General features: G+C 67.7%; 24 protein-coding genes. 4 read left to right on the top strand and 20 right to left on the bottom strand.

Going from position 1 to position 23,069, the window contains the following annotated elements; genetic code table 11:
* Positions 1-7: 7 nt before the first annotated feature.
* Entirely contained in the window at positions 8-1,168 is a 1,161-nt protein-coding gene (gene earP / locus V8Z80_RS05715; protein WP_336061325.1) for an elongation factor P maturation arginine rhamnosyltransferase EarP, read from the top strand.
* Positions 1,169-1,334: 166 nt separating this feature from the next.
* Positions 1,335-1,892 (top strand): elongation factor P, encoded by a 558-nt coding sequence (efp, locus tag V8Z80_RS05710; protein WP_155195602.1) that lies wholly within the window; start codon positions 1,335-1,337, stop codon positions 1,890-1,892.
* Between the two features lie 71 nt (positions 1,893-1,963).
* Here efp and V8Z80_RS05705 read toward each other — a convergent pair whose 3' ends face one another.
* Positions 1,964-2,539, bottom strand: coding sequence for a TetR/AcrR family transcriptional regulator (locus tag V8Z80_RS05705; RefSeq protein ID WP_336061324.1), 576 nt, complete (start codon positions 2,537-2,539; stop codon positions 1,964-1,966).
* 164 nt (positions 2,540-2,703) lie between these two features.
* On the opposite strand from V8Z80_RS05705, the gene V8Z80_RS05700 reads away from it, so the two are divergent.
* On the top strand, positions 2,704-3,933 hold the full coding sequence (locus V8Z80_RS05700; RefSeq protein ID WP_336061323.1) for a YbfB/YjiJ family MFS transporter: 1,230 nt from the start codon (positions 2,704-2,706) through the stop codon (positions 3,931-3,933).
* Positions 3,934-3,987: 54 nt separating this feature from the next.
* On the opposite strand, the gene V8Z80_RS05695 is transcribed toward V8Z80_RS05700, so the two are convergent.
* A complete protein-coding gene (locus tag V8Z80_RS05695) occupies positions 3,988-4,980 on the bottom strand; it encodes a GlxA family transcriptional regulator (RefSeq protein WP_336061322.1) in 993 nt (330 codons plus the stop codon).
* Positions 4,981-5,089: 109 nt separating this feature from the next.
* On the opposite strand from V8Z80_RS05695, the gene V8Z80_RS05690 reads away from it, so the two are divergent.
* Positions 5,090-5,731, top strand: a complete 642-nt coding sequence (locus V8Z80_RS05690; protein WP_336061321.1) for an HD domain-containing protein — start codon at positions 5,090-5,092, stop codon at positions 5,729-5,731.
* A gap of 77 nt (positions 5,732-5,808) precedes the next feature.
* Here the strand turns inward: V8Z80_RS05690 and V8Z80_RS05685 are convergent, their stop codons facing one another.
* The 18 genes from V8Z80_RS05685 to V8Z80_RS05600 form a co-directional block, all read right to left on the bottom strand.
* Positions 5,809-6,453 carry a LysE family translocator gene (locus V8Z80_RS05685; RefSeq protein ID WP_442951941.1) on the bottom strand — a complete coding sequence of 215 codons (645 nt, stop codon included), beginning with the start codon at positions 6,451-6,453 and terminating at the stop codon, positions 5,809-5,811.
* A 40-nt stretch (positions 6,454-6,493) separates the two neighbouring features.
* Positions 6,494-6,943, bottom strand: coding sequence for a DUF1178 family protein (locus tag V8Z80_RS05680; RefSeq protein WP_336061320.1), 450 nt, complete (start codon positions 6,941-6,943; stop codon positions 6,494-6,496).
* A 139-nt stretch (positions 6,944-7,082) separates the two neighbouring features.
* Positions 7,083-7,862, bottom strand: a complete 780-nt coding sequence (locus V8Z80_RS05675; RefSeq protein WP_336061319.1) for a DUF2968 domain-containing protein — start codon at positions 7,860-7,862, stop codon at positions 7,083-7,085.
* Positions 7,863-7,920: 58 nt separating this feature from the next.
* On the bottom strand, positions 7,921-9,348 hold the full coding sequence (locus V8Z80_RS05670) for a sigma-54 dependent transcriptional regulator (RefSeq protein WP_336061318.1): 1,428 nt from the start codon (positions 9,346-9,348) through the stop codon (positions 7,921-7,923).
* 68 nt (positions 9,349-9,416) lie between these two features.
* Entirely contained in the window at positions 9,417-11,528 is a 2,112-nt protein-coding gene (locus V8Z80_RS05665) for a TadG family pilus assembly protein (protein WP_336061317.1), read from the bottom strand.
* Positions 11,529-11,574: 46 nt separating this feature from the next.
* Positions 11,575-12,102 carry a DUF3613 domain-containing protein gene (locus V8Z80_RS05660; RefSeq protein ID WP_336061316.1) on the bottom strand — a complete coding sequence of 176 codons (528 nt, stop codon included), beginning with the start codon at positions 12,100-12,102 and terminating at the stop codon, positions 11,575-11,577.
* A gap of 10 nt (positions 12,103-12,112) precedes the next feature.
* Positions 12,113-12,922 carry a tetratricopeptide repeat protein gene (locus V8Z80_RS05655; RefSeq protein ID WP_155195607.1) on the bottom strand — a complete coding sequence of 270 codons (810 nt, stop codon included), beginning with the start codon at positions 12,920-12,922 and terminating at the stop codon, positions 12,113-12,115.
* Between the two features lie 17 nt (positions 12,923-12,939).
* A complete protein-coding gene (locus V8Z80_RS05650) occupies positions 12,940-13,953 on the bottom strand; it encodes a type II secretion system F family protein (RefSeq protein WP_336061315.1) in 1,014 nt (337 codons plus the stop codon).
* Positions 13,954-13,967: 14 nt separating this feature from the next.
* On the bottom strand, positions 13,968-14,894 hold the full coding sequence (locus V8Z80_RS05645) for a type II secretion system F family protein (RefSeq protein WP_336061314.1): 927 nt from the start codon (positions 14,892-14,894) through the stop codon (positions 13,968-13,970).
* Positions 14,894-16,252 carry a CpaF family protein gene (locus V8Z80_RS05640; protein ID WP_336061313.1) on the bottom strand — a complete coding sequence of 453 codons (1,359 nt, stop codon included), beginning with the start codon at positions 16,250-16,252 and terminating at the stop codon, positions 14,894-14,896. The genes V8Z80_RS05645 and V8Z80_RS05640 overlap by 1 nt, the downstream gene beginning before the upstream one ends.
* A 29-nt stretch (positions 16,253-16,281) precedes the next feature.
* A complete protein-coding gene (locus tag V8Z80_RS05635) occupies positions 16,282-17,601 on the bottom strand; it encodes an AAA family ATPase (RefSeq protein WP_336061312.1) in 1,320 nt (439 codons plus the stop codon).
* Positions 17,602-17,613: 12 nt separating this feature from the next.
* Entirely contained in the window at positions 17,614-19,014 is a 1,401-nt protein-coding gene (locus V8Z80_RS05630) for a type II and III secretion system protein family protein (RefSeq protein ID WP_336061311.1), read from the bottom strand.
* 16 nt (positions 19,015-19,030) lie between these two features.
* A complete protein-coding gene (gene cpaB, locus V8Z80_RS05625) occupies positions 19,031-19,987 on the bottom strand; it encodes a Flp pilus assembly protein CpaB (RefSeq protein ID WP_336061310.1) in 957 nt (318 codons plus the stop codon).
* A complete protein-coding gene (locus tag V8Z80_RS05620; RefSeq protein WP_336061309.1) occupies positions 19,984-20,487 on the bottom strand; it encodes a TadE/TadG family type IV pilus assembly protein in 504 nt (167 codons plus the stop codon). The genes cpaB and V8Z80_RS05620 overlap by 4 nt, the downstream gene beginning before the upstream one ends.
* 23 nt (positions 20,488-20,510) lie before the next feature.
* Complete coding sequence (locus V8Z80_RS05615; RefSeq protein ID WP_336061308.1) at positions 20,511-21,071, bottom strand: TadE/TadG family type IV pilus assembly protein; 561 nt, start codon at positions 21,069-21,071, stop codon at positions 20,511-20,513.
* A gap of 16 nt (positions 21,072-21,087) precedes the next feature.
* On the bottom strand, positions 21,088-21,603 hold the full coding sequence (locus tag V8Z80_RS05610) for a prepilin peptidase (RefSeq protein WP_336061307.1): 516 nt from the start codon (positions 21,601-21,603) through the stop codon (positions 21,088-21,090).
* A gap of 112 nt (positions 21,604-21,715) precedes the next feature.
* Positions 21,716-21,889, bottom strand: coding sequence for a Flp family type IVb pilin (locus V8Z80_RS05605; protein ID WP_336061306.1), 174 nt, complete (start codon positions 21,887-21,889; stop codon positions 21,716-21,718).
* A gap of 131 nt (positions 21,890-22,020) precedes the next feature.
* Entirely contained in the window at positions 22,021-22,824 is an 804-nt protein-coding gene (locus tag V8Z80_RS05600) for an MHYT domain-containing protein (RefSeq protein ID WP_336061305.1), read from the bottom strand.
* Between the last annotated feature and the right edge of the window lie 245 nt (positions 22,825-23,069).

Below are 23,069 nucleotides of genomic sequence, written 5' to 3'. Positions count from 1 at the left end.
CGCCCACATGCTGGCCGATATTTTCTGCCGGGTCGTGGACAACTACGGCGACATCGGCGTGTGCTGGCGGCTGGCCCGCAGGCTGGCGCAGGGGCGTGGCTGGCGGGTGCGGCTATGGGTGGACGCCCTGCCGGCCTTCGCCGCCATCGCGCCCGAGGTGGACCCGAGCCAGGCCAGGCAACAGGTGCAAGGCATCGAGCTGATACGCTGGCGCGACCCGCTGCCCGAGCTGGCTCCTGGCCAGGTGGCCATCGAGGCCTTTGCTTGCGATCCGCCCGCCGACTACGTCGCGCGCATGGCCGGGCAAGGCACCGTGTGGATCAACCTGGAGTACCTGAGCGCGGAAGACTGGGTCGAGCACTGCCACGCCCTGCCCTCGCCCCAGGCCGGCGGCCAGCGCAAATTCTTCTTTTTTCCCGGTTTCACGCCGGCCACCGGCGGGCTGCTGCGCGAACCTGGCCTGATCGCCCAGCGCGACGCCTGGCAGGCCGACCGGGGCCAGGCCGAGCGCCTGCTGGAGCAGCGGCTGGGCCTGTCCGATGCGCTGCTGCAGGCCTGGCGCGAAGGCGCGCGCCTGGTCACGCTGTTCTGTTATGCCCATGCGCCGGTGCAGGGCCTGCTGCGCGCCCTGGCAAGGGACTCCCGCCCCAGCGTGCTGCTGGTGCCGCAAGGCGTGGCGCCGCAGGCCGAGCAGGCGCTGGCGGCCAGCCACTGCCAAACCGGCTCGATGCCGCGGCTGGCGCGTATTCCCTTCGTGGACCAGCCCGGCTTCGACCGCCTGCTCTGGAGCGCCGACCTGAACCTGGTGCGCGGCGAGGATTCCTTCGTGCGCGCGCTCTGGGCCGGCAGGCCGATGCTCTGGCAAATCTATCCCCAGGCCGAACAGGCGCACCAGCCCAAGCTGCAGGCCTGGCTGGACCGCTATGCGCCGCCGGCGGCGGTGCGCCAGGCCATGCTGGCCTGGAACCGCGCCCTGCCCGAACATACGGGCACCCAGCGCGCCCAGGCCGAGGCGGCGTTCGAGGCGGCGCTGGGCGCGGCCCTGGCCGAACCCGCCTGGGCCGGCTGGCAGGCGGCGGCCGCGCAATGGACCCGGCAGGCGGCGCGCCGGAAGGACTTGGCCGACGCACTGGCCGACTTCTGCGAAAATCGGGCGCAAACAGGCTAGAATAAATGGTTTACCCAGCGCGGCGTGCAGGGGCGCGGGCGCGGCGGGTAGCCACAGCAGCAATCGCAGTCATAGCAATCAGTCGCGGGGGCCTGGCGAGGGATCTGCCAGTTTCCGCCCGCCAGCATGCAGACGGAATCGTCTGGAAAATACCGGAGTTTTACCAATGAAAACCGCACAGGAACTGCGCGTGGGCAACGTGGTCATGGTGGGCAATGAGCCCCTCGTGGTCCAGAAGGCCGAGTACAACAAGTCGGGCCGCAATGCCGCGGTCGTCAAGCTCAAGTTCAAGAACCTGCTGTCCGGCTCGGGCAGCGAGTCGGTCTACAAGGCCGACGAAAAATTCGAAGTCGTGGTGCTCGACCGCAAGGAATGCACTTACTCGTACTTCGCCGACCCGATGTACGTCTTCATGGACGAAGAGTACAACCAGTACGAGGTCGAGGCCGACAGCATGGGCGATGCCCTGCACTACCTCGAGGAAGGCATGCAGGTCGAGGTCGTCTTCTACGAAGGCCGCGCCATCTCCGTCGAGCTGCCGACCATCATCGTGCGCGAGATCACCTATACCGAGCCGGCCGTGCGCGGCGACACCTCGGGCAAGGTGCTCAAGCCCGCCAAGATCAACACCGGCTGGGAGCTGCCCGTGCCGCTGTTCTGCGAAATCGGCGACAAGATCGAGATCGACACCCGCACCGGCGAGTACCGCAGCCGCGTGATGTAACGCACCCGCCCGCTGCGCGGGCCCGCCAAAGCAGACACCCCGCCAGCCGGCGTTCCGGCGCGGGGTATTTTTTATTTCAGCAACAGGCTGACCAAACCGTCAGCCGTAGCGCGCAAGCGTTTTTCATTCCGGTAGACCCGTTCCATGACCACCAGCCCCCGCGTCATGGTAACCACCAGTGCGGCTGCCTGTTGCGGGTCTACGCGAAGCCGGCCGACAGCGTCGGGGCGCGAGAATCGCTCGCGAACGGCTGCCTCGATATCGTCGATCAGCTCGCGGATTGCGCAGCGGATCGGCTCTTCGAGATCCTCCGTGCCGAGCGCCGTTTTCGTACTCAAGCAGCCCCGGCTGGGCATGCCGGTTGTCATGGACTTGATGGCGAAGACAAAGAACTGCCGCAGCGCCGAACGCAGCTCGGCCTTGTTGAGGGCGTCCTTCATTTGCCCCACATATCGTTCCTTGTATAGGTCGAACACGCGCAAGAACAACGATTCCTTATCGCCGTAGGCGTTATACAAGGAACCACGCTGCACGCCGGTTGCAGCGGCCAGATCCTGCATCGTCGTATTGGAATAGCCCTGTTGCCAGAAGACTGCCAGCGCCTTGTCCAGCATCTCGCTCTCATCGAATTGGCGAACTCCGACCATCTTTTCTCCAGAGTGACGGCTAGCTGTGCCTTAAGGAGGTCGATTGGATCACCTCTTTGACACCAATGTCAATTTTGACTAGCATGACAAACTTGACACTAATGTCAAAAATACGATCCGACTCGGCGTCGGACCACGTCCTTCCCTCACAGGCCGGAGTCTCAATGTCACGCTCTTCGTTGTCCCCTGCAAAGGTCGATCGGATACTCGTATGGCGGTATATATTTGCCGGCCTGTGTGCAAGTCTCGATAGCATCGGCCTGGCCCGTTTTGCCTTCACGCCACTGATCCCCGAGCTGATCCGGAACCAATGGTTTCCAGCTTCCGCGGTGATGTACCTCGGCGCCGCCAATCTCGCCGGTTATGTTCTCGGCGCCCTGGTCGGACGTCCCATCGCCTCGCGTCTGGCCAACGAACACGTGCTGCGGCTCATGATGGTGCTCATTACCGCCGCGTTCTTCGGCTGTGCCGTGCCCTTGTCGTTTTCGTGGTACTTCGGATGGAGGTTCCTGTCGGGAGTCGCCGGCGGGGTAGTCATGGTGCTCGTGGCGGGAACCATACTGCCACATGTGCCTGCCGCCCGTAAGGGCACGGCCGCAGGCGCGATCTTTCTCGGGCTTGGCTTGGGCATTGCAGGCTCCGGCACCGTCATCCCGCTGCTGCTCGAATCGGGACTGGGGCAAACCTGGATCGGGCTGGGCATCATATCCACCGTCCTGACGGCAGTCAGCTGGTTTGCCTGGCCTTCAAGCAGGTTGACGGGCGCCGTAGAAATCCGCAGCGCAAAGCGGGCACATGCCGTGCGTTTCGGCAGGCAGGTCAGGCTGCTCTATCTGCAATATGCGCTGATGGCAGCAGCAGCGGTGCCGCCAATGGTCTTCCTCGTAGACTTCGTAGCGCGCGGCCTGGACATGGGCACACATCTGGGATCGGTGTTTTGGGCAATCTATGGCCTGGGCGCTATCGCAGGCCCTCCGCTCTACGGTTACTTGGCCGATCGCGCAGGGCCACGGTTTACCGTACGTATCGTGACGGCTGTCATGGCAGTTGTTTTTGCCGGATTTCATGCCCTGGACCATGTGATCGCGCTCGGTGTTCTCACCGTGATCGTCGGGACTTTCGCGCCGGGCATGGTTCCGCTGGTCCTTGCCCGGGTTCACCAGGAGCTGGCCGGCCATGCGAATCATCAGAACCTCGCATGGACACGCGCCAGCGTGATCTCGGCCGCCGGCCTCGCGGCAGCAGCCTATGCGTTCTCGGCATTGTTCAACATGACCGACGGCGACCATCGTCTCCTGTTCCTCTTATCGGCCGGCATGCTGCTCATCGTGCTGCTGGTCGATGCTGGTGCGCGCAGCGCCCATTCCCGCCGCTTGGAAGACAACCTCACCTGACGGAATCCCTCGATCGTTTTACAGGCAGGCGCTCGGTCCCGGTCGATGGCGGTTTTACGGCCTGGATCGCTCGGTCGCGAGTCCTGCAAAACGTTTGCGGTATTCTGCGGGCGTCACGCCCGCATGCCGCACAAAGACACGCCTTAGCACATCGGCATTCGCGAAGCCGCAATATGCCGCCACTTGCTTGGGCGTCTTGTGCCCCAGCTCCAGAAGCCGGCGGGCGGCGCCCACGCGCGCCTGCTCGACCCAACTGGATGGCGTGATCCCGACCTCGGCACGGAAAACCCTCGCGAAATGCCGGGGACTCAAGTCCATTCGCTTGGCCAGACTCGCGACGCTGTGCTCCAGTCCGGGATTGGCCGCCACCCAGCGTTGAAGCTCCTGCAGGGCCGAACGGCCCGCGAGTTCGGCTTCCCCATTGCGGCTGAACTGCATCTGCCCGCCCGGTCGCTTGAAAAACATCACGAGGTGGCTGGAGACCCGTAGCGCGATTTCGCGTCCGAGGTCTTCCTCGACGAGCGATAGCGCCAAATCGAGGCCCGCTGTCACGCCGGCTGCCGTCCGCAAGGGGCCGTCGCGAACCTGAATCGCGTCGCTGTCAACAGAGACTTGCGGGAACCGCTCGGCGAGCTGGCCGGCGACAGCCCAATGCGTAGTGACCCTGCGCCCGTCGAGCAACCCCGCCGCGGCGAGAAAGAACGCACCACTGCAAATCGAACCGAAGCGCCGGGCTGAAGGTGCCCGCCGCCTGAGCCAGTCCGTTAAGGCTGCCTCGACCTGGATATCAGCCGCGTTCGGCCGTCCGGCCACCAAAAAGGTGTCGACCGGCTCGTCGACATCCCTGCCTATGCGCAGATCCGGCATGAGCCGCACGCCCGATGAGGTGCGAATGGCTCCCGGCCCGGTTGCGGCCACAAGCAGGCGGTATGCCTCATAACCGGCCTGCATGTTGGCCTCGGCAAACACGTCCAACGGACCCGATATATCGAGCAGTTGCACGCCCGGAACCGCCACCATCACTATCGTTTTCGCCTGGGTTTTCATCTGTGGCCGTTTCGATCCGCGTTTGTCCTTATCAGACGTATCACGTCTATTGCAGACAAATTAACGGATGCCTATGCTGGTTGCAAGCCACATTACCCAGGAGAAAACGATGCCGCTTATTCCCCGAGAGGCCGCCATTCCCGATTCCAGCTTGGCTCGCGCCATCACCGAGTTCATCCGCGATACAGAAACGGAATTACTGTTCAACCATTCCAGCCGCGTGTACCACTTCGGCGCGCTTGCCGGCATCCGCCGAGCGTTGAAGTTTGACCGCGAACTGCTCTATGCCGGCGCGATGTTCCATGACATCGGCTTGATGCCAAGCCACAGCAGCCAGCACGAACGCTTCGAGGTCGACGGTGCCCATGCCGCACGCGACTTCCTGCGCAGTCATGGCATATCCGAGGAGGATGCGTACACGGTATGGACGGCGATCGCACTGCATACGACGCCGGGCATACCGGTGCATATGCACCCGGTGGTGGCCCTCGTCACGGCAGGCGTGGAAATGGATGTGCTAGGCCTGACCTACAACGAATACCCCGACGCCGAACGCGAGGCGGTCGTCAAGGCCTTCCCCCGTACCCCGCAGTTCAAGGAGGACATCATCCGGGCCTTCTATGACGGGATCAAGCACAAGCCGCACACGACCTTCGGCAACGTCAAGGCCGACGTAATCGCCGACAAGCAGCCACATTTTCATGCCGGCAACTTCTGCAACGTGATCCGTTGCTCGGCCTGGACCGGTTAAGAAAGGACCTGAGGTTAAGTTGCGTTTTTTTAACGCCGGGCCGCCCCAAGGCAAAAACAGCCCCGGCCTTCGATGGGTCAGGCGGCGTCGGCCGCCTTTCTTGACAGCAGCAGGCCACCGCCGGCCGCGCCCAGCAGGCCGGCGCATATCCGGTTGAACAGGCGCCTGCGCGCCGGCACGGCGAACCATTTTCCCAGGTGCGATCCCATATAGGCATACGCCGCGATGGCGACCCATTCCAGGACAAGAAAAAGCGCGCCGAGCAGGGCGAACTGCGGCGCGGCCGCCTCGGCCGGATTGACGAACTGGGGCAGGAAAGCCGTGAAGATCAGGATGGCCTTGGGATTTCCGGCGGCCACCATGAACTCCTGCCGGGCCAGGCGCCACAGGCTCGCCGAACGGATGCCGGCGGCCAGGGCGCCGTCAGGCGCGGGCCCCGCGGGCGCGCGCCACAGCTGGATGGCAAGGTAGAACAGGTACAGCGCCCCCACGGTCTTGATGACGGTAAAGGCCAGGGCCGAAGCCTGCAGCACGGCCGCCAGGCCGCATGCGGCGATGGCGATCATGCCGACGAAGGCCGCCAGGCGCCCGGCGCCTGCGGTACAGGCGGCGGCGAAACCGAAACGGCTGGCATTGGAGACGGACAGGAGGTTGTTCGGGCCCGGGGCCATGTTCAGTGCAAAACAGGCGGGAACAAAAACCAGCAGCAGTTCTGGCGACACGGGCCACTCCTATCGCCGCGATCGCGGCAGCGTGTGCGGGTTATTGCAGGCGATCGTCGTCGAAAATGTCCGGCAGCGCCACCACGGCGATGCCGTCGGCCGCCAGCGCCTCGCGTTCGGCCGGCGTGGCCACGCCGCGGATCGGCCGTTCGTCGGCCTCGCCCTCGTGAATGCGGCGCGCCTCGACGGCAAAGCGATCGCCCACGTTTTCGGTATTGCGCACCAGGGTGCGCAGCTGCTGCATGATGGCCGCCTGGATACGCGCGGCCTGGGCCGGCTGCGGCGAGCCCGCCTGCCCGGACGGGACCTGCGGTGCATGGCCCACATTGACGTGGGGCGCCGAAAGCCGCTTGCTGACCTGGGTGATGCCGCACATGGGACAGGACAGCAGGCCCCGGGCCTGCTGCGTGTCATAGTCGTCATGCGAGGAAAACCAGCCTTCGAAAAGGTGGCCCTGCGCGCATTCGAGATCGAAAACCTTGATCGCCATGCCGGATAGATAAGGCCTGTGCCGGAAAAAACAAGACCCGCCAGTATGTCACAGGCGGGGCGGCACGCGAATTGCGGCGATGCAACAGCGCCGGGCCGGCGGGCGCGCCCGTGCAAGGACGTGCCCGCGCCCGAGAAGCTTATTTCTCGGAAACCGGGGAAGCGGCCCGCTGGCGCGGCGCGGCGCGCGGGGCGCCAGCCTTGCGCGCTTCGGGCTGGCCGACGGTGGCCGCCTGGCGCTCGAGCACCTTGATGCGCTCCTGCAGGCGGCGCAGTTCGGCCGCGGCTTCCTTCTGCTGGGCGGCCAGCTGGCTGGCCTCTTCCTCGGCCTGGCGCTGGGCGGCGGCGACCTGGGCAGCCTGCTGGCGCTGGCGGCTCAGGTCTGCCTCGAGCGCATCGAGTTCGCTGGAGCGGTCCGACAGCAGGCGTTCGGTCCGGGCGCGTTCGGCCTGCAGCTTGATGCGCCGGATGTCCACCTCGGCCAGTTCGGCGGTTTGCGCGACGAAGCGGCGATAGATCTGGTCGGCCTCGCTGGCCGAATCGGTCTTGCTGACGCGCAGGAACTCCTTCTGGCGAAACAGGGCCACGTAATAGACCAGCTCGTCCGGCTTGAACAGCAGGCTGGCGCCGTAGCTGCCGTTGTAAGTGGTGCGCAGCTCGTTGACCTGGCGCGACTGGATCAGATGCTGGACCTCGGCCGTGGGCCCCAGCGCCGCGGGCGGCGGCGCGACCGGCGGCGTGGCGCCCGCCGGCGGCGTGACCGGCTGGGCGGCGGCCTCGGGCGTCTGGGGCGCTTCGGTCTGCGCGACGACAGGACGTTCGGCCTCGGACTGCAGCATCGCGCAGGCGGACAATCCGGCCATGAACAGGCCAGCGAGCAGGCCACGGGCGGCCAACTGCTGCACACGGCGATTCTTCATGCTTTCCCCGTAAAAAAAGTTGAGGAACTATAGCAACTTTCCATCATGCCCAGATACATTAATCGCGACTTATCGGATATTCGGGCGGCGTCTCGTTGCCCGGGGCTTCCACGGCTTCGGCCTGCGCGCCGCCCAGTTGCAGCTTGCGCATCTTTTCCCACAGCACCTTGCGGCTGATTCCCAGGTATGCCGCGGTATCCTGCCGGCGCCAGCCATTGGCCTCCAGCGCCGCCAGCACCCGGCTGCGCTCGGCCTGCTCGGCCTCGCCCAGCGGGGCGATGACGGCCGCCGGCGACACGGCCGCGCCAAAGACCTTGGCGCAATCGGCCAGGCGGTCGAACACGCGCTCGATGCGCGGGCGGTCCCAGGCGCCGAGCTGGCGCCGCACGATGGCCACCCGCTCGACCACGTTCGAGAGCTCGCGCACGTTGCCGGGAAACTCGGTGCCCTTGACCCGCTCGATCAACCAGTCCGGCAGATCGGAGGCCGGCTCGGGCAATTCGCGCTCTAGCAGCGCCTTGAAGATGGCGGCCTTGTCCTCGGGCCCGCGCTCCTGCAAGGACGGCACGTACAGTTCGATGACGGCCAGCCGGTAGTACAGGTCGGCCCGGAAGTCGCCGCTGGCCACCCGCTTGCGCAAGTCGCGGTTGGTGGCCGCCACCAGGCGGAAATCCACCGGCACCTCGGCGGTCGAGCCCAGGCGCGTGATGACGTTCTGCTCCAGCACGCGCAGCAGCTTGACCTGCTGGTACAGCGGCAGGTCGCCGATCTCGTCCAGGAACAGCGTGCCGCCGCTGGCCTGCTCGAAATAGCCCTTGTGCGCCCCGACCGCCCCGGTGAACGCGCCCTTGGCGTGACCGAAGAAGTGCGCCTCGAACAGGCCTTCGGGCACGGCGCCGCAATTGACGGCGACGAAAGGCCCGCTGGCCCAGGAAGCATGCTCGTGCAGCAGCCGGGCCACGCGCTCCTTGCCCACGCCGGTCTGGCCGTGGATGAGCACGCTGGTGCGGCAATCGGCAAACATCTGCGCCTCGGCCAGCAGCTCGCGCATGACCGGCGAGACCGCCACCAGCGGCTTGGGCGCCCGGCGCGGCTGCGCGCGCGCGGCCTGCGCCACGCCAGCGAGCTTGAACACCAGCTTGCGCAGCTCGGCGCCCGAGAACGACGGCGACAAGGTGTGCGAGTAAGCGGGCGGAAAGTACCGGGCGTCGCGGTCGCGGTCCTCGGCCGACACCCAGATCACCGGTACGCCCTCGGACGCCAGCCAGTCGTAGCCGGTGAACCGGGCGTCGCCCATCACCGACACCGACACCAGCGCGATGGCGGTGCTCAGCTTGTCGCGCGGCGGCGGAAAGGCGATGCCCATGTCGGCACGCACCACGGTGATGTCGTAGCCCGCCAGGCAGCGCTCGGCCCGCGCGGCGATGTCCGAGGTGCCTTCCCAGACGTAGAGCTCGAGGTTGTCGGTGGCGATGTCCTGGGTCACGGCGCCCTCCCCGTCCAGCCCTCGCGCGAGCCACGGATGGCGCTTGTTCTGCTTCCTTTCACTTTCATTCAGTACACCAAACGCGATTCGCCGCAGCGAACCGAGTAAAGGGACAGGTCCGTCTGTCCCAGCGAGATGCCCAATACATCCCTAAGCACGGACTGCAATATCTGGCTCAGCAAGGTCAGCAGCGGGTCCAAGGCATCGAGCAATATGCTGCTCACCAAGGCCGTGATACCGGTCTTGCCCTTGACCATGGCTTCCACGTATGGCCGCTTGCAGTTTCTCACCGCCTGCGCGCCGCCCAGCCCTGCAATCCCGCATACGGTGTCCCCAAGCGGGGCGGCCAGCACGACGTTGAGCAAGGCCCCCACTTCGCTGAGCAAGCCGTTCAGGATGGCGCCGCTGGCCCATTTTTCGCCACGGGCTCGCAATGCTTCAGCCGAATATCTTTGCTCTGCCGTGATCTCCGTCAGGCTGCGCCCCGCCCGGCTCGGTCCGAGCAGGAACTCCACTGTCTCGCTCACCGCGACTGGCGGCAGTGCCGCCACACCGTCCGAGGCACCGAGCAGATCGTTCAGCAATCCGCCCTCGACCTGATCGATCACCTGCCGGATCTGGCTGCCCAGGTCGACATTGCCTTGCGGCGTAACCGTGACGATTTCGGGCTCCTCTCCCTGCTCGGGCGCGGTCAGGGTTACCGTCTGCACGCCGGAATCCAGGACCGGCAGATTGATGCCGCCGGCATTGAGCTCCAGGATCCCCAGCACCCGCAGGATACGGTGCTTGTCCGGCACCGTACCGGCCTCGAAGGCCGAGCAGGTGTTCTCGCTGGAGAAAAAACTGTCTTCGCCAATGCCGGCAGCCATGCGGGGAAAACTGCCCAGGCACAACCTGGCCGCGTTGGAAACCACCGCGACCTCGGCCTCGTTCCTGGCCAGCGGCGCCTCGCAAATATTCTCCAGCCGGGCCTCGGATCGTCCTACCTCCAGGATCAAAGGAACGTCGATGTGCGTATTGAGTAGCCCTAGCAGCCCGCCCACCAAGGGGATCGCATCGGTGCTGACGCGCGCATAGACCCTCACCTGAGGACTGAATGCGGTAACGCCCACGCCGCCAATGGCGATCTGCGCAGGATCGATCACCCTGGCGCGAGCCTGCACCCCGGGCAGGCTCAACGACGGCACATCCAGCAAGTGGCTGCCCGTTGCAGCCAGCAGCGTCGTGCTGACAAGGTCCAAAGCGTTGACCCGCGTCATCAAGGCCGATATGGGATCGCCGGTGGTCACCAGCGCAAATACGCCGCCCTCCCCGAACAACGAGACCGGCAGAGTCAGGGGGTTGAGCTTGTCGACAAGATTCAGGCGCAGGCCCGCTATCAGTCCCGCCAAGGCATCGATGCCCGTCTGCGCCACGCCTTCCGTGTTGGACAATGCAGCGACATAGGCTTGCAGCAGCTCACCCAGCGTCAACTGCTGCAATCTGAGCAACTCATCCGGTGTCCCCACGCCGGCAATGACCGTCGGCGGCAGGCCGAGCGCCTCCAGTAACCCGGCAGGCGTGATATGGGTCGTTGCCAGCCCCGATGCGCTGAGTGCGTCGATCTGCTGCACCGACAGGCCAAGTGTTCCCAAGAGCTGCCCCGCAATGCTGTCGCCTTGCAGCCGCAGCAGACGCGAGCCCACCGAGAACACGGCAACGGGGTCCTCGCGGCGCGCGATCGCCCGGACCTCGACCTGCCGGCTGGCGCCGAACAGCGGCGCGATCAGCGGCACCTCGCCACGCAGGGCAACCCGCACGGCGTTGAGCGGACTGCCATCCGCGCGCGGCTCGAAATAGCCGGCGGCCGCCGCACCGCCGCCAGCTTGCGGCTCGGGGGGATCCCAATATCCGCAGTCGATCTGCGGCGGGCCTGCGGCGGTGGCCGTAGAACGGTTCTCTTCGATGATCCGGTTGGCCGCCGCCAAGGCCGCGCCGCAGGTCTCGCGCGTCAGTTGCTGGGCGGCCGAGAGCGCGGCCAGATCCGCCGTGTTCTGCAGCGTGCGCTTGGCATGGAACATGTACCCGAACTGCGCCGCGCCCAGCAGTAGAACGCCCACGAGCAGCGACGCGGCCACCGGTACAAGGATGGAGCCTTGCTGCGTGGACCTGGGTGCGATGACGCGGGATAAGGGGTGCATTGAGTACCGTCTACAGGGAATGGGGCAAAGGCGAAGGCAATGCCGCCTATTCTTTGATGTCGACCCGCTCGTCGAACCATTGCGGCAGCGGCAGCGTGAAGCTGTCCATATATCGCTGCCAGGCCAGGTCGGCCGACGCGCCCAGCATGGGCAGCGCCGTACCGGCGCGCCGGCCATCGGCCTGCGCCGCCAGCAGCAGGCGCGTCACGTCGCCCAGCCGGGGCCGGGCCGGTGCGCCCGACGCGGCGGGCGCCGGCTGCGGCGCGGGCGCGGCCACCTGGCTGACCACGGGCCGGGCCGGCGCGGCGGGCCCCTGGGGCGCCTGCACGCCCGTCGCAGGCGAGGCGGCCGGCGCGGCCGGCACGGGAACGGCCTGGGCCGCCGCCGGCGGGGCCGCGGGGCCGGGAACGGCCTGGGTCAGCGGCACGTTCTGCGCCTGGGCGGGCGCGAAGCAGCAGGCCAGCACGGCCGCCAGGGCCAGCAGCATGAAAGCCCTGGCCGGGTTCTCGGAGGCCTGCGCGGGCGCGTGCGGGCCAGGGCAGGCGTCGGCGGGCGGAAAGGACAGGCTTGCCATGTGCAGCTCCTTACTGGGTCATGCGGGAATGGTTGAAATGTTCGGCCAGCGGCGTGCCGGGCTGGCCCGCTGGCGCCGCGCCGCCAGCGGCCGGCGCGGCGGCACGCTGGCCGGCCTGCACATCCTGCGCCAGCCGGTAGACCTGGCTGCGCACGTCGCTGGAGAAGGCGGCCTGCTCCATCAATCGCTGGGCCTGGACGGCCTGTCCCTGGACCAGCAGCAGCACCGCCATGTTGGCCAGCGTACGGGTGTTGGCCGGGGCCAGCTCGGCGGCCTGCCCCAGCGGAATGCGCGCGCCGGCCACGTCGCCCGCGCGCAGGCGCGCATAGCCCAGGTCGTTGAGCACGTCCGCGTCGGTCGGCGAGAGCGCCGCGGCGCGCTGCAGGTACTGCGCGGCCTGGACAAAATCGCCGCGCGCGCCGGCCAGCAGGCCTAGGCCGTGCCAGGCCTGGGCGGCGCGGCCCGCCTTGAGCAGCGAGCGATAGACCTGCTCGCTTTGCTCGGTCTGGCCCGTCAGGCGCAAGGCACGCGCGCGCAAGGCCTCGATGTCGGGATCGCTGCCGTGGCGCTGCACATAGGCGTCGATATAGGCCAGCGCGGCAAAATACCGTCCCTGCGCCAGGGTTTCGCGGATCATGGACTGCATCAGCCTGGGTTCGGGCGGCACGCGCTGGCGCGCCTGCTCGGCCTCGTGCTGCGCCAGCAGCCGCTGCTCGGCCTTCTGGCGCTCGATCACTTCCCAGGCGGTATCGCTGCGGCTGGCCGAGCAGCCGGCCAGCAGCGCGGCGGCCGCGGGCAGGGCCAGCAAGGGCCAGCGCATCTTCGGTATCCGGCGCATCAGCTTGCTCCCGCCACGCGCGACAGGCCGCGTATCACGGCCAGGAAACCGGCGCCGCCCGTCACGATCAGCAGCGCCGGCAGCAGGGTCAGCACCATCACGCCGGTCATCTTCACGGTCAGGCGGCCGACGTTCTCCTTCAGTTCGAGCTTGCGGCGCTCCCTGACCCTTTCGCTGAAACGCTGCAAGGGCTCCTGCACCGCCCCGCCGTGCCGGTCCACCTGCGCGATCAGCCGGCAAATGGCGCCCAGGTCGTCATTGCCAAAGCCGTTGGCCAGGCGCGCCAGCGACTGCTCGCGCGTGCGGCCCCGGGCGTACTGCTCGACCGCCACCTTGAGCTCGGCGGCCAGCACGGGCATCGCCTGCCGGAACTCGTTGACCACCACGTGCAGGCTCTGGTCCATGGACAGGCCCACGCCTTGCAGCAGGCGCAGCAGGTCGATCAGCAGCGGCAGCTCTTCGGCGGCCGCGCGCTTGCGCTGCGACACCCGCCGCTGGACTGCCCACTTGGGCAGCATCCAGCCCAGCCCGAAACCAAAAAAGGCCAGGCAGATCCAGCCGAGCATGCGGTTGCCCAGGGGCGCAAACCCGTCCAGCAGCAACAGGCCGGCCAGCGGCAGGCCCGCCGCCAGCACCAGGCGCGCGAAGATGAACAGCGCACGGGCGCGCCCCAACTGCTCGTAGCCGGCCATGTCGACCAGCCTGCGGTCTTCCTCGGCCATGACCAGGCTGCCCAGGCGCCCCTGCCCCCACCTGCCGCCCAGCTCCACGGCCCGGTCGACGGCCTGGCCCACGGCGCGCGCGTTGCGATGCTGGCGCGTGGCGCGCTCGGCACGCGCGGCGGCGGGGTCGGCCCGCGTAGCCACGGCTTCGTCGACCACGCGCTGGTTGCGGGCGCGCCGGGCCTGCTGCATGGCCATCGACACGCCCACCACCAGCACCGCCAGGGCCAGCAGCCCCAGCGCCGCCGCCTGCAGCATGCTGGCATCCCATCCTTGCATCAACGCGTGCATATACCTGTGCGCTCCTATATCGACTTGGCCATGCGGTACAGCCAATAGGATCCGGCGATCTGCAGGGCCAGCGCGCCCAGCAGCATCTTGCTGCCGACCGGATCGCGCCACATGTTCATGAACAGATCGTTGTTGAACACCAGGATGAAGGCGGCGATGCCCACCGGCAGCAGCGCCAGGATCCAGGCCGACAGGCGGATCTCGGCCGAGAGCGCGACCAGTTCTTGCCGGGCCTGCTGCAGGTCGCGCATGAAAGCGGCCATGCGCTCTAGCACCTGGTCGCTGCGCCCGCCGAAACGCAGCGCCACGCCGACCACGGCGGCAACCAGGTACAGCTCGTGCAGACCGTACTGCGCCGAGACCTGACGCAGCGCGGCATCGAGCTCCTTGCCCGAGCGCGTCAGGCTGGCCACCCGGCCCAGCACTTCCTGCAAGGGCTCGTCGACCTCGGGCGCGGCCGCCTGGAAGGCCGATCCCAGGCTGTTGCCGATGGTGATCAGGCGCACCAGCGAATCCAGAAAGACCGGCAGTTGCTCGACCATGCGGCGATAGCGCTTTTCGGCTTTCCACCACAAGCGGAAATAGGACAGCACCAGCAGCACGGGCAGGGTCACCACGCCCGCCACCGGCCCCAGCAGCAGGAAGGCCAGCAGCGCCAGCAGCAGCGGCAGGCCCAGGACCATGCAATAAAAGCCGGGCGTGGGACTGACGCCGGCGCGCCGCAGCAGCCGGGCCCAGCCCTGGGTGCCCAGGCGCCAGACCGGCGCGCCGCCGGCCGGTGCGGACGCCTGGGCGGCCTGCCACTGGCCGGCGATCTGGCGCTCGACAAAACTGGCGGTGGCCTGGCGGCGCTCCCGTTCGCGCGACCAGGACCACAGCCACAGCCCGGCGGCCAGCAGCAGCAAGGCGATGGCGGCAATGGCCAGGGGCGCGGCGCTCATCAGCGTCTCCTGCTCCAGAACCCGCCGCCCGCTGGCTCGGGCGCATCGTCTTGCGGCGGCAGGCGCAGCTCGTCTCGGAACTTGGCCAGCTTGGGCGTATGCGGATGAATGCCCAGGCTGACCCACCGGTCGCGCTCCTCGCCTTCGGGCGACAGGTAAGCCTCGTAGCGATAGAGCTCCTGGGTGGCGATGACGTTATCGCCCATGCCGGTCACTTCGGTGATCGACAGCACCCGCCGCTTGCCATTGGAAAGCCGGCCGATCTGCACGATGAAATCCAGGGCGCTGGCGATCTGCCTGCGCAGGCTGTCCTCGCTGCCTTGGAAGCCCGCGAAGCCGGCCAGCATTTCGATCCGGTACAGGCACTCGCGCGGCGAGTTGGCGTGGATGGTGGCCATGGAGCCTTCGTGGCCGGTGTTCATGGCCTGCAGCATGTCCATCACCTCGGCGCCGCGCACCTCGCCGACCACCACGCGGTCCGGCCGCATGCGCAGGCTGTTGCGGATCAGCTCGCGGATGCTGACCTGGCCGCTGCCGTCGAATCCTCCCTGGCGCGACTCCAGGCGCACCACGTGCGGGTGGTTCAGCGACAGCTCGGCGGTGTCCTCGACCGTGACCACGCGCTCGTTCTCGGGAATGAAGAATGCCAGCGCATTGAGCAGGGAGGTCTTGCCCGAACTGGTGCCGCCCGAGACCAGGATGTTGCAGCGGTGGCGCACCGCCAGGTCCAGCAGGCGGTGGATGCTCTCGTCGAAGGTGCCCAGCGCCAGCAGGTCGTTGGGCTTGAGCGGATCCTGGCGGAACTTGCGGATGGAAACCATCGGCCCGTCCACCGCCAGCGGCTCGATCACCGCGTTCAGGCGGCCGCCGTCGGGCAGCCGCGCATCGACCATGGGGCTGGACTCGTCCAGGCGCCGGCCCAGCGGCGCCAGGATCCGGCGCACGATGCGCAGCACGTGCTGGTTGTCCGAAAAACGCAGGTTCTCGCGCTGCAGCACCCCGCGGCGCGATACGAAGACGTTGTCGTAGCCATTGATCAGGATGTCCTCGACCGAGGTATCGGCCAGCAGGTCCTCCAGCGGCCCCAGGCCGGCCAGCTCCTTGGTCAGGCTGCTGGCGACCTGCCGCACCTCGGACTCGTTGATCGCCAGGCGGCGCAGGCGCACGAAACCGGCCACCTCGATATCGACGAACTCCTGGATGGCGCCGCGCGTCCAGCGGCCGAATTCGGCGCCCAGTTCCTCGATGCGCGAGAGCAGGTGCTCGTAGGCCGCGCTCTTGATGGACTGGAAACGCTCGGACGCAAGGAAACCATCGTCCTTGTCTTCACCGAACTGCATCGGCGAGGTCATGATCATCCTGCACCCCGTTGATCATTCATCTTGGTTCACACCAGGCGCTGGCCGCGCCCCAGGCCCGGCAGCAGCGATTTGATCCAGGCGCCGCCATCGGCCGCCGGCGCATTGCCGCCGACCAGCCGCTCGACCTGGGCGCGCACCGCCTTGACGTACACGTCGCGTTCGGCCTGCTCGTGCAGCAGCTGGCCCAGGTTCGAGCAGGTCATCAGCTGCAGCGTGCGGTCGGGCAGGCTGCCCAGCAGCCTGAGCTTGAAACGCTGGGCGATCTGCTCGGCGGTCATGCCGTAGCGCTCGTCGTAGCGGTTGACTATCAGCCCCAGCCTGCCCGGGTCGATATGGCGATGCTCCAGCTCGCGCAGCAGGCTGGCCAGCGAAACCAGCGCGCCCACGCTCTGGTCGGTGACCAGCCAGGTCTCGTCGGCCGCACCCACCAGGCCGGCAATGAACTCCGGATCCGAAAACCCGCCGGCGTCGGTGACCATGAAACCGAAGTGCTCGCACATGCGCTCGAACAGCGCGACCGAATCGGCCTGCGAAACGTCGCGCATCTGTGCCAGGTCGCGCGGCAGCGCCATCACGCTCAAGCCGTCCTCGTTCTGCGCCAGGCCCGAGCCGAGCAGGGTCTCGTCCAGCCGGCGCAGGTTGCGGGCGGCCTCGGCCACGTCCAGTTCGCTGGGCAGGTTCAGGTACAGCAGGCAATCGCCGACCGGAAAGCCCAGGTCCAGCAGCCCCACGCGCTCGCTCAGCTTGAGCGGCTCGGGCGCGGCCCGCGCCCCCTTGTCGGCCTTGCCGCCCTGGCGCGCGAACGCCATCTGCGCCAGCCGCTGCTGCAGCATGGCCGCCAGGTGCACGGCCAGCGTGCTGCTGCCCACGCCAGCCCGCGCGCCCAGCAGCACGACGCTGCGCAGCTTGGCCTTCTGGGCGCCCTGGCTGTCCTCGCCTAGGATGCGCTGCACGACTTCGTGCGCTTCTTCCGGGTTCTGCTCGATGTCGATGAAGTCGCTCACACCGGCACGCAGCGCCGAGATCGCGCTCTCGGCCTGGAACAGCGTGCCCACCGCCACCAGCGGCAGGCTGGGCATCTGCTTGCGCAACAGGCGCGCCTGCTCGGCCGCTTGCAGCAGCTTGCCGGGCAAGGCCGGATCGACGGTGAAATCCAGGAAAACGATCTGGGGCCGCAGCACGGCAATGCGCGGGGCCAGCTGCTCGTTGGGCACAGGCTCCTGCTTGAGCAGGCCCAGATCCTGCACCAGCGCACCCAGGCGCCACGCCAGCTCTGCGTCGTTCGAGCAGAATAGGAAACTATCGGCCTTCTGCAATGCTGCCCACTCCCGAAAATGCGTTTTCATGATGCGACTCGATCAATGCGAGAATCCTGGCATCTGCTGCCCGCCCAGCGGGCCCACCAGGTAATAGCCCCAGGCGTTGCCCATGGAGTCGGAACGCTCCTGGCTGGCCCCGGGCAAAGGCAAGGACACGCCGCGCGCGATGGGACGCACCAGCCGCGGAGTGACGATGATGACCAGTTCACGGTCCTGCTGCGAATATTGGACGCTGCGAAAGAACGCGCCGATGATGGGCAGGTCGCCCAGGAACGGCATCTTGCTGACGTTGGCGATGGTCTGGCGCGACACCAGCCCGCTGATGACGAAGCTCTCGCCGTCGCCCAGCTCGACCGTGGTATCTGCCCGGCGCGTGCGCAACGCCGGAATCAGGGTCACGTTATCGCCATTGATGATGGGGATGCCGTTGGCCGGGTCCAGCTCGCTGGCCTCGGGCGCCACCTTCAGGGCGATGCGGTCGCGCGACAGCACGGTGGGGCTGACGGTCAGGCCGATGCCGAACGGCTTGTACGAAATCGTCTGGGTGCCCAGGCCGCCCGATTCAGGCACCGGGATCTCGCCGCCGGCCAGGAAGCTGGCGCTTTGGCCGGAAAGCGCCACCAGCGTGGGCTCGGCCAGGATGCGGGCCATGCCGTTGCTTTGCAGCAGGCCCAGGCGCGCCTCGAAGTTGCGGCTGTCATACAGCAGGTTGAAGCCGCTTTGCAGCACGTTGGACGAAATCAGGCCCGTGGCGGTCCCGCCCCAGGGCCCCGAGCCGCCCGCCGCCGAACCGGCGGCGAAATTCAGCCCCACGTCCTTGAGCACGCTGGTCGAGAGTTCGACCACCTTGACTTCGACCTGCACCACGCCGCCTGTCTGGATGGTGGACAGGTCGGCCACCCGCTCGCCGCTGGCCGCCGCCGATTCGACCGCGCGGCGGTGCGTTTCCATCGAGGAAGACTGGCCGCTGATGACCGCGGCGCCGCCAGCCGCATCCACGTTCGCCTCGGGCGCCAGGCCGCGCCCGTCCAGCGCGCCATGCACCGCGCTGCCCACCCGCACGCGCCAGACTTGCGGCTGGCTCTCGCCGCGCAGCCATACCTGCACCTGGGTCATGCCGGGCTTGCGGGCCAGCAGCAGGATGGCCCCGCCGCGATTGGCCGCCGGCGGCAGCACCCGCACGTCGGCCACCTCGGGATCGCCCACCGATACGCGCACCGGCGTGCCGCGCAGATCCAGCGTCTGCTCGCCGCGCACCGGCAGCGCGATCTCGCGCACCGCCGCCTGCGCCGCCGCCTGCGCCGGTGCCTGGGCCGCGGCGGCGGCCGGACCGTCCACGGCCCGCACGACGGGACGCTCCTGCGCACCCGCGCCTGCCGGCCCCAGCAAGCCCACGCTCAAGGCTGCGATCGCGATTGCGCCCAATCCGCCTGCTTTCATTCGGTCTCTACCTTTGTCAATACCGCACATTCTCTCGTTCTCCCGCGCGCACTACCTCGATGCTGCGCTGCCCGCCCGACGCAGGCCGGGCCGCCGTGCGCACCGGCGCCGCAGCGGGCGCCGGCCCGGACAGGGCGGGCAGGCTGTCGCCGGCATAGGCCTTGTTGATGCCCTCGTCCAGGCGTGCGCGCTGTTCGCTGCTCAGGCCGGGCCGCCCTGTAAGCACCGGCGCGCGCTCGGCGAACAGCTCCTTGTCCGGCAACTGCGTATCCTCCGGCGCACGCAGCGCCAGCTGCAGCGTGCCGGAACGCGTGGCCAGCAGCAGTTCGTTGACCTGCTCGACCGGCACCGCAAGAATGGCGTTGCGCGGCGCGGCGGGCGGATTGCGGCCGCGGTTGGCTGCCTCGCCTTCGTCTTGCGCGCGCACCGGCCCGTCCAGCGAGTCGCCGCCATAAGCCAGCACCCGCACGCGCGATTGCAGCAGCCGCGATTGCGTGCCCTGCACCTCGTTGCCCCGCGCCAGCGAAAAGAACACGTCCACCCGATCGCCCGGCAGGATGCGGCCGGCCGCGCCCACGACCTCGTCGATGGGAATCGTGACGGCGCGCTCGCCCGCTTCCAGGTAGGCGGACAGGCCGCGCATCAGCGCGCTTTGCAGCACGGGCTCGCCCGCGCCCAGGGCCACGCGCACGTATTCGCCCACCAGGGGTTGGGGATCCCGATGCGCCAGGGCCGGAGCAAGCTGCCATTGCTCGACCTTCAGGTCCTCGGCCGTCAACTGCCGGCCAGCCTCGATGGCGCGGGCCGCCACGACCACCCCGACGCTGGGCTGCGGCTGCTGCGGCTCGGCCTGGCGCTGCACGGCGCTCTCGGGCGGCGGCGCGGGCTGGCGCGCCAGGCGCAAGGCGAACAGCCCCAGTATCAGGGCCAGCAGGACAAGGGCGGCGGCAAGGATCTTGCTGATGTTGCTCATGAAGACTCCGAAACGACTTGAACCACTGCCTGGGCGGCCAGCCGCTCCGGGATCCAGCGGGCAATCTGTTGCGCGTCGGCAAATACGCTGGCCAGGCCGCGCAAGGTCGCCAGCAAGGGCCAGTCCTCGGTGCGGTAGTCCACCGTGATGCGAAAGCAGGCCAGGTCCGGCGCCGGCGCGCCGGCGCAGGCGATCGGCTCGCTGCGGCAGCGCGCGCGGGCCGGCGCCGGGTCCGGCATGTTGAGCCATCCGGCGCTGCGCTCGGCGGTGCGGCAGGCCAGCGCCTGGGCGTCGGCCAGGCTTTGCTGCCCGCCGATGAAGGCGGCGCGGGCACCCTCGCCGGCGGCCTGCGACAAGGACTGCTGGATCCAGAACAGCGAGCCGTAGGTCAGGATGGCGAACAGCACCATCAGCAACAGCACGATGGTCAATCCGAATTCGATGGCCGCCGCGCCCCGCTGGGGACGGCGGCCGGCGGGCGGCACGGTGATGCGTGTCATGCGAGGGGCCTCCTTCATGATGGCTACGCCGCCGCGTCCCGGCAGGTTTGCGTAAAGCCCCATGCGGTGCCCATGCAGACCGTGGCCCGGCCCACCAGGGCGGCCGGCGTCAGCACCGCCAGCGGGCCAAGCAGTTCGGGCACCAGCGGCGCGCGCCGGTAGTCGTAGCGCACCAGCACTTCGATCTGCCCTTGCTGCAAAGGCTGGGCGCTGCACTGCGCGCCGCCGGCGCCGGCCAGCACGGTCTTGCCGGGGCCCTGGCCGGCGCACACCACCACATTCAGGGAAGCGCCGCCCCCGACCCGGCCGAGCCAATCGGCGCGGGTGCGCGCCACGTCGGCCGCATGGCCGGCCCTTGCCGCCAGCGACGCATCGCCGGCCCCGGCCTGCCAGCGCAAGGCGGCGCGCGCGCCGTCCTCGGCCGCCAGGTTCAGCGACTGCTGCGCCGTAAAAATCAAGCCGTAGGTCAGCACGCCATACAGAACAAGAAAGAACAAACCGAACACCAGGGCGAACTCGACGGCATACGCGCCGCGCTGGCGCGCAGCGCCCACGGCCATGCGCGTCGCGGTCGTGCCGGTCATGGCCGCAGCCCCTGCCTCATGCCCGTGCGGCAAGCTGCCAGCCCAGCCAGGCCAGCGAGGCCATGCCCAGGTACGCCGCATAGGGGATCCGCCGCCAGCCCGGGCTGTGCAGGCGCAGACATGCCGCCGGATAGCGCTGCGCCGCCACGAAGACCGCCGCATGCAAGCCGGCCGCGACGGTGCCCGCCAGCAAGGCGGGCAGCCAGCCCAGCAGGCCCATGAAATAAGCGGACACCGCGGCGAACTTGACATCGCCCGCGCCCATGACGCGCAGCTTCCACAAGGGAAACAAGCCGGCCAGCAGCGCCAGCAGCGCGAACCACGCTTGCGCGTAGCCTTGCGCCCCGAACGCCGGCGCGGGCAGCCATCCCGCCGCCAAGGCGCCCAGCCAGGCGCTTTGGAACAGGAAAGCCGCGACGACCAGCGCATTGGGCACCTTGCGCGCGCGCCAGTCCGTCCACGCCGCGACAAGGTTGAAGACTGCGTACGCCAGGATCCAACATAGCAACGCTCCAGGCCATTGCATCAACATGCCGGGGCTCAAGCCCTACTTTCCATGCGGCTCTCCACCCGACCGCAATTACCTGCAATCGCGGCCGGGACCCCGACAATATGCCGGCAGCCCAAGACTCGGGAAACCGGAGTCAACCTTCGCCTCCGAGAGCGCTGGCAATACTTCTAAAAACGCCGTCCAACTCGTCCGAAAGCAAACCCAATGCGGTAATAATCGCCACCGCGATCAACCCCGCGATCAAACCGTATTCGATGGCCGTCGCGCCTTCCTCGTCATTCCAGAACTCGATCAGATCTGATTTCATCGCTGCTCTCCTAAAAGATGACGGCCGTGGCATGGCGCCGGGCCTGGACAAGTACTGCAACACCAACCCGGAACCGGGCTGCGGGACGCCGGCCTGCCCGCATGCGGCAAGCCAAGCCGGCTATCGCCCCGTCACCTGCGCGGCACATCGCCGGCAAGCAGGGCATTGACGCGCGCGGAAACCTGCGCGCGATATTCGGCGGAGGTGCGATGCAACAGCCAGCGCATCCCCACCAAAGTCGCGGCCGAAAGAAGAAATACGACGTAGGGCAAGGAACGCCCGCCCATCAGGCCGGCCGCTGCAACGCCTTCGGAAGGCGGGGCCACGCACACGATGGTGCCGGCGGCCGCGCCGGTGTAATGCATGCCGCAGACGGCGCCGGCCATGAACAGCGCGGCCACGACCCGCTGCCATTCGCGCTCGATGCTGAAGGCCATCCACAGCGCGGCGCCGGCCGCCGCCACCGCGATGGCCACGGAAACCAGGACCAGCGGCAGGCTCCATTCGACGACGGCCGGCATGCGCATGGCCGACATGCCGATGTAATGCATGCCCGCCACGCCGGCGCCTGCCAGCAGGCCGCCGACGAGCCAGCGCTGGTCGTGCGAGGTGCCGTGGCCCACATACCACAGCGCGGCGCCGGAAAAGAGCACCGCCACGGCCAGGCTCAGCAAGGTCTTGCCGCCGTGGTAGTAGACGGGCAGCGCGATCACCTGGGCCTGCATGCCGATGAAATGCATGCTCCAGATGCCTACCCCGCCCAGCGCGGCGGCGGCCAGCGCCACATAGGCCATGTTCAGCTGGCCGGACTGGCCGCAACGGCGGATCCGGGCGGCCGCCAGCAAGGCGACATACGCTCCGAGCGCGGCGATCACATAGGAAAGCGCCACCAGGCTTGCATCGAATGCCAAGGGAACGACGTCACCGGGATTCATGTCGGGCCTCACGCTGTGCTTGCATAGCCGGTCTTCGCCTTTTCATGTTTGATTGAAACATTTTTCTACATGTTGCGCCGCAAGAAGGCAGATAGACACGTGTCTAGTATCAACTATTTACATCTATAAGTGATTATCGAAAACCCTAATAGGTGGCGCTTTTTTCGCCCCCAAACCTTGATCTTCACAAATCTTTGAGTATTTTCAGTCATTTATAAAGAATTGGCAGACTTTTCCCGAATACA

The organism is Orrella sp. JC864, assembly GCF_037026685.1.
In the GTDB taxonomy this organism is placed as follows: domain Bacteria; phylum Pseudomonadota; class Gammaproteobacteria; order Burkholderiales; family Burkholderiaceae_B; genus Orrella.
Note: the sequence above shows the minus strand (reverse complement) of the source record. Positions and strands in the feature narration are given on the sequence as shown.